The following is a 4,034-nucleotide window of genomic DNA, read 5'->3' as shown; positions in this document are numbered from 1 at the left end:
CATCGGTTTATCCACCAATTTTTGATGATGGCACTCAATCGCAGACGCGGTTCCCATGCTGTGCCCAACCAGACCCGCCACATCATCGACACTGTCGAGTACCGCTTCTAGCCCTTGAACAAAGGCGGGAATATGGCCATAGACGCCTTCGCTTTGACCATGAGCCGGGTGATCATACGCCAGAGCGGTGTAACCTCGCTTAGCAATATGCGCCATCAAAGGGTAGAACTGGCTTGCGCTGCCCGACCAACCGTGGGTCAACACCCATACCGGACCCGACCCCAAACGATAGGTTTTCAACACCCCCTCCCGACTTTGCACTTCGCCTTCAATCATCCCTTGCGGAGCGGCGTTTTTCGGTTTGGTGCGCACCGGCGTCAGCAAGAGTTTGCGCGCCGTTTTTTCTGCATGCTTAGGCGCTAAGGTGTGATGAAGCCTTGTGCCCCAGTTCACCATGCTTTTCTTTAAGCTGAATTTCGTTGATGTATTGAAATAGATCTTATCACTCATGGTCGTATCCTTATCTGTTCGTAAAAACGAACGACCGTACTATTTTAAGTTAAAAAAACCGCGTCAATCGATGACGCGTGTTGTTTATTCTGGTGGTTAAGCGCTCACTCTCCAGCGCTGCAACAGCGCTTCTACCCCAGACCAGAACAGCGCATAACTCGCCTGCTCGCCGTGGATTGAGTAAAACAGATGAGCACTCAAATAAAGCCCATACAACTCGAACGTGGCTTGTTTCGGATCGAGCTGGCTGTCGAACTCGCCACTCTCGACCCCTTTCGCTACCTGAATGCGCAAATACTCAATCCAAGTGGCGATGGTTTTCTTCAATACTTGCTGCGTCGGCGTCGGTTGTGGGCACGCCTCTTTCCACGCATCAAGGAACATACAACTGCCTTGAAACGAGTGGTTCCACCCCAGCCAATTGTCGAGCAGGCTGCGCAGTTTGCGCTCGATGTTGTCATCACCTTGCGCCCTCGCTGGCGCGATCACTCGCTCGGTAAACACGAGGTTGGCGTACTCCAGCACCGCAATTTGCAAGTTGTCTTTCGAGTTAAAATGGGCAAACAACCCACTCTTAGACATACCACACTGCTTCGCCAACTCTCCGATCGTCAGGCTCTCCAAACCATTTTCACTGGCCAATTCAAATGCCTTGCTCAGAATATTCTCTCGGGTGATTTTACCTTTACTCATCGGTGACTCACTGTGTGGACTGAACGCCTTTTTAGCACGTTCGTACTTTTTTGCCAAGTGTGAAGTCTTAGCGGAACATCGAAAACGAGGAGGAACGGTCGTTCCTGGATCGTTCGCCAAGCTTTTATCGTTTGTCATTAGGCGATAACGAATGATTGCACTACAATTTTTGTTTACATGTGAATAAGTAGAGCATGATGTTGTTACAGGGTTTAAACCTCAATATGCCTTTGGCGGAACTGATTTCTTCACTGACCGTCGCACTCGATATGACGGAGGGACAACCCCCTGAACACAGCATGCGTTGCTGCTGGATAGGCATGCATATTGGTGAGCGAATGAACCTTTCCTCATCAGAACTGCATGATCTGTATTTTACGTTGTTACTCAAAGATGCGGGCTGTAGCAGTAATGCCGCGCGTATTTGCGAGCTTTACGCCACCGATGATCTGAGGTTTAAACAGCGTTATAAAACGGTCGGCACCAGCCTGACGAGTGCCATTAACTTTGTACTTAAAAATGCAGGCTCGGGAGAGCATTGGCGCAAGCGTATTTCGACCACCATTGACATCTTAAAAAATGGTACTGATTACGCGCAAGAGTTGATCCAAACACGTTGCACAAAAGGCGCAGAAGTCGCGCGTGAACTCTTGTTCAGTGAAAACGTGGCGCAAGGTATCAAACATTTGGATGAACACTGGGACGGGTCAGGCCGTCCTGAAGGGCTGCAGCATGATCGCATTCCACTCTTTTCAAGAATTGCACTTCTCGCTCAAGTAATGGATGTGTTCCAACGTGAACATGATTTGAGCATTGCCTTTTCTGAACTGGAACGTCGCTCCGGAAACTGGCTGGACCCTAGCTTAGTGACCATCGCCAAGCAGTTGGAAGAGAACGCGGATTTTATTGAGGCGCTCAACGCCCCATCCATCGTCTCTTTTGTCCTCTCCATGTCACCCGCACAAGCAATGATCCCCTTAGACGATGATTATTTCGACCGAATCGTGACCACGTTTGGCAAGATCATCGACGCCAAGAGTCCTTTTACCTCCGGACACAGCGCCAGAGTGGCTGTTTTTAGCACCCTCATTGCCGAAGAACTCGATATTGACCAAGAGGATCGACTATGGCTGAAACGCGCCGCACTCTTGCATGATCTCGGCAAACTTGGGGTCAGCAACACCATCTTGGATAAACCAGGAAAATTGGATCACGACGAATGGGCACAAGTGCAAAACCACGCGGTGCTGACAAGAGAGATCCTTGAAAAGATATCGCCGCTCAGACACTTTGCCAAAATGGCGGCGGCCCATCACGAGAAGTTAGATGGAACAGGCTATCCCGACAAGTTGGTTGCTGAAGAAATATCGATGATGACACGGATTATTACCACGGCTGATATTTTTGACGCCATTACCGCTGAACGCCCTTATCGAGGCGCCATTCCGATTCCAAAAACATTAGAAATCATGGAAGAAAACGTCGGCACAGCCATCGATCCATTGTGCTTTAATGCGCTCAAAGCCGCATTAAAAAAACTCCCAGAGAAATACATAAAAGACATCGGGATGAGTGAACTCCCCTCGTCACCAACGCTTTAGATTTATTTGTAAAGAGTATCTTCATCACTTCGCTAACTGTGGCTATGCCGTCTGTGTGCTTCAGTTTGATAGCTTGGTTTTGGACAAAACCTTGCTAGAGTTTTTGTTTAAATTAGCAAATCACAAATTACTACAGATAATGGAAAAATAATTGTATAGATTTTATATTGCAGTTGACGAATAAACGAGGTCCTATTCCTATAGTCGTTGAAAATCAACTCAGGATTTCGTAATAAAATAATTACCTCTGAGCATATTCCTGCGGTGTACAACCAAACAATTTTTTAAAAGAAGAGAGAAAGCTGCTCACACTGCTATAACCCAACTCATGCGCAACCAAGGTTGTGTTATACCCCTGAGAAATCTTGTCCAGTGAACTCATCAAACGAAAGCGGCTACGCCATTGACGGAATGTGAGTCCCGTTTCTGCCTTAAACAACCTTTCGATAGTACGAACACTTGCCCCTACTTGATTTGCCAGCTGTTCAAGTAACAGAGATTGGTCAGGCTGATTAACAATAAGACTGATCAACCGTTGCAGGCGAGGGTCATGTCCTGATGGAATATAGAGCTCCAATGCTTCCAATGATTCAAGTTCATCAAGGGCGACCAAGCCCAAATTATGTGCTCGTTCTTTTGCGAAGGAACCTGCGCTTTCAGTAAGCTTGAGTATCACTTCTCGCAGTAACGAGCTCATTTTTAACATGATGACTTTATCAGAGTTCTGACGTACACAAAACGAAGGATCAACGTATAAATTCCGAGTCTGAGTGGCAGTTTCATTACTCACCTGATGGTAATGACCGCCAGGAATCCACACAGCATGCGTAGATGGAACGACCCAGACAGCTTTTTCACTGGTTACACGCAAAATTCCCTTAGAGCCCCAAAGAAGCTGCCCTCTGGGATGAGCATGCGGTTCGATAGCAGACTCAGCAACCATACTGCGACTATGGGCAAGCACGGGTTGAGTTGGGTCTAAGACAAAGGCAACGTCGCTGGGCGATAACATTGTCGTGTTAGGAATATGTTTTGACATCCTGTCTCGTTAAAACGTATCAAAAAAAAAGGTATTTTAGGAATAACTAAAGAATATATCTAGAGCCTGTTGATCTTTTAAGTCAACGGAACCTAATAGTTATAAAAGTTCAGGAGAAAACACATATGGTCAGCCGGCTCAATGTAAAGTCAGTCGCTGTAATTATCGCTTTGATATTTGCACTTGTGATT

4 protein-coding genes are annotated in these 4,034 nt (G+C 46.9%); 1 reads left to right on the top strand and 3 read right to left on the bottom strand.

Translation table 11 applies throughout. From position 1 onward, the window contains the following. Together AC6R1O_RS16885 and AC6R1O_RS16880 are read right to left on the bottom strand one after the other, a co-directional pair. Positions 1-510, bottom strand: a 510-nt coding sequence (locus AC6R1O_RS16885; RefSeq protein WP_500657465.1) for an alpha/beta hydrolase, incomplete at its 3' end; no start/stop codon positions are given. A gap of 96 nt (positions 511-606) precedes the next feature. Next, a complete protein-coding gene (locus AC6R1O_RS16880; protein ID WP_500657464.1) occupies positions 607-1,203 on the bottom strand; it encodes a TetR/AcrR family transcriptional regulator in 597 nt (198 codons plus the stop codon). Between the two features lie 197 nt (positions 1,204-1,400). On the opposite strand from AC6R1O_RS16880, the gene AC6R1O_RS16875 reads away from it, so the two are divergent. Next, positions 1,401-2,804: an HD-GYP domain-containing protein gene (locus AC6R1O_RS16875; protein ID WP_500657466.1), complete on the top strand. Its 1,404-nt coding sequence runs from the start codon at positions 1,401-1,403 to the stop codon at positions 2,802-2,804. Positions 2,805-3,045: 241 nt separating this feature from the next. Here the strand turns inward: AC6R1O_RS16875 and AC6R1O_RS16870 are convergent, their stop codons facing one another. After that, the gene (locus AC6R1O_RS16870) at positions 3,046-3,843 is read right to left on the bottom strand and encodes an AraC family ligand binding domain-containing protein (RefSeq protein ID WP_500657463.1); all 798 of its coding nucleotides are present in this window, start codon (positions 3,841-3,843) and stop codon (positions 3,046-3,048) included. Between the last annotated feature and the right edge of the window lie 191 nt (positions 3,844-4,034).

It is taken from the genome of Vibrio sp. R11-SG3-ISO3-SZ (assembly GCF_059834345.1).
This window is presented reverse-complemented; position numbering and strand designations above follow the sequence as displayed.

Coding starts and splice junctions, on each gene's coding strand:
- AC6R1O_RS16870 (WP_500657463.1), bottom strand. CDS start 3,843: ATGTCAAAACATATTCCTAACACGACAATGTTATCGCCCAGCGACGTT.
- AC6R1O_RS16880 (WP_500657464.1), bottom strand. CDS start 1,203: ATGAGTAAAGGTAAAATCACCCGAGAGAATATTCTGAGCAAGGCATTT.
- AC6R1O_RS16875 (WP_500657466.1), top strand. CDS start 1,401: ATGTTGTTACAGGGTTTAAACCTCAATATGCCTTTGGCGGAACTGATT.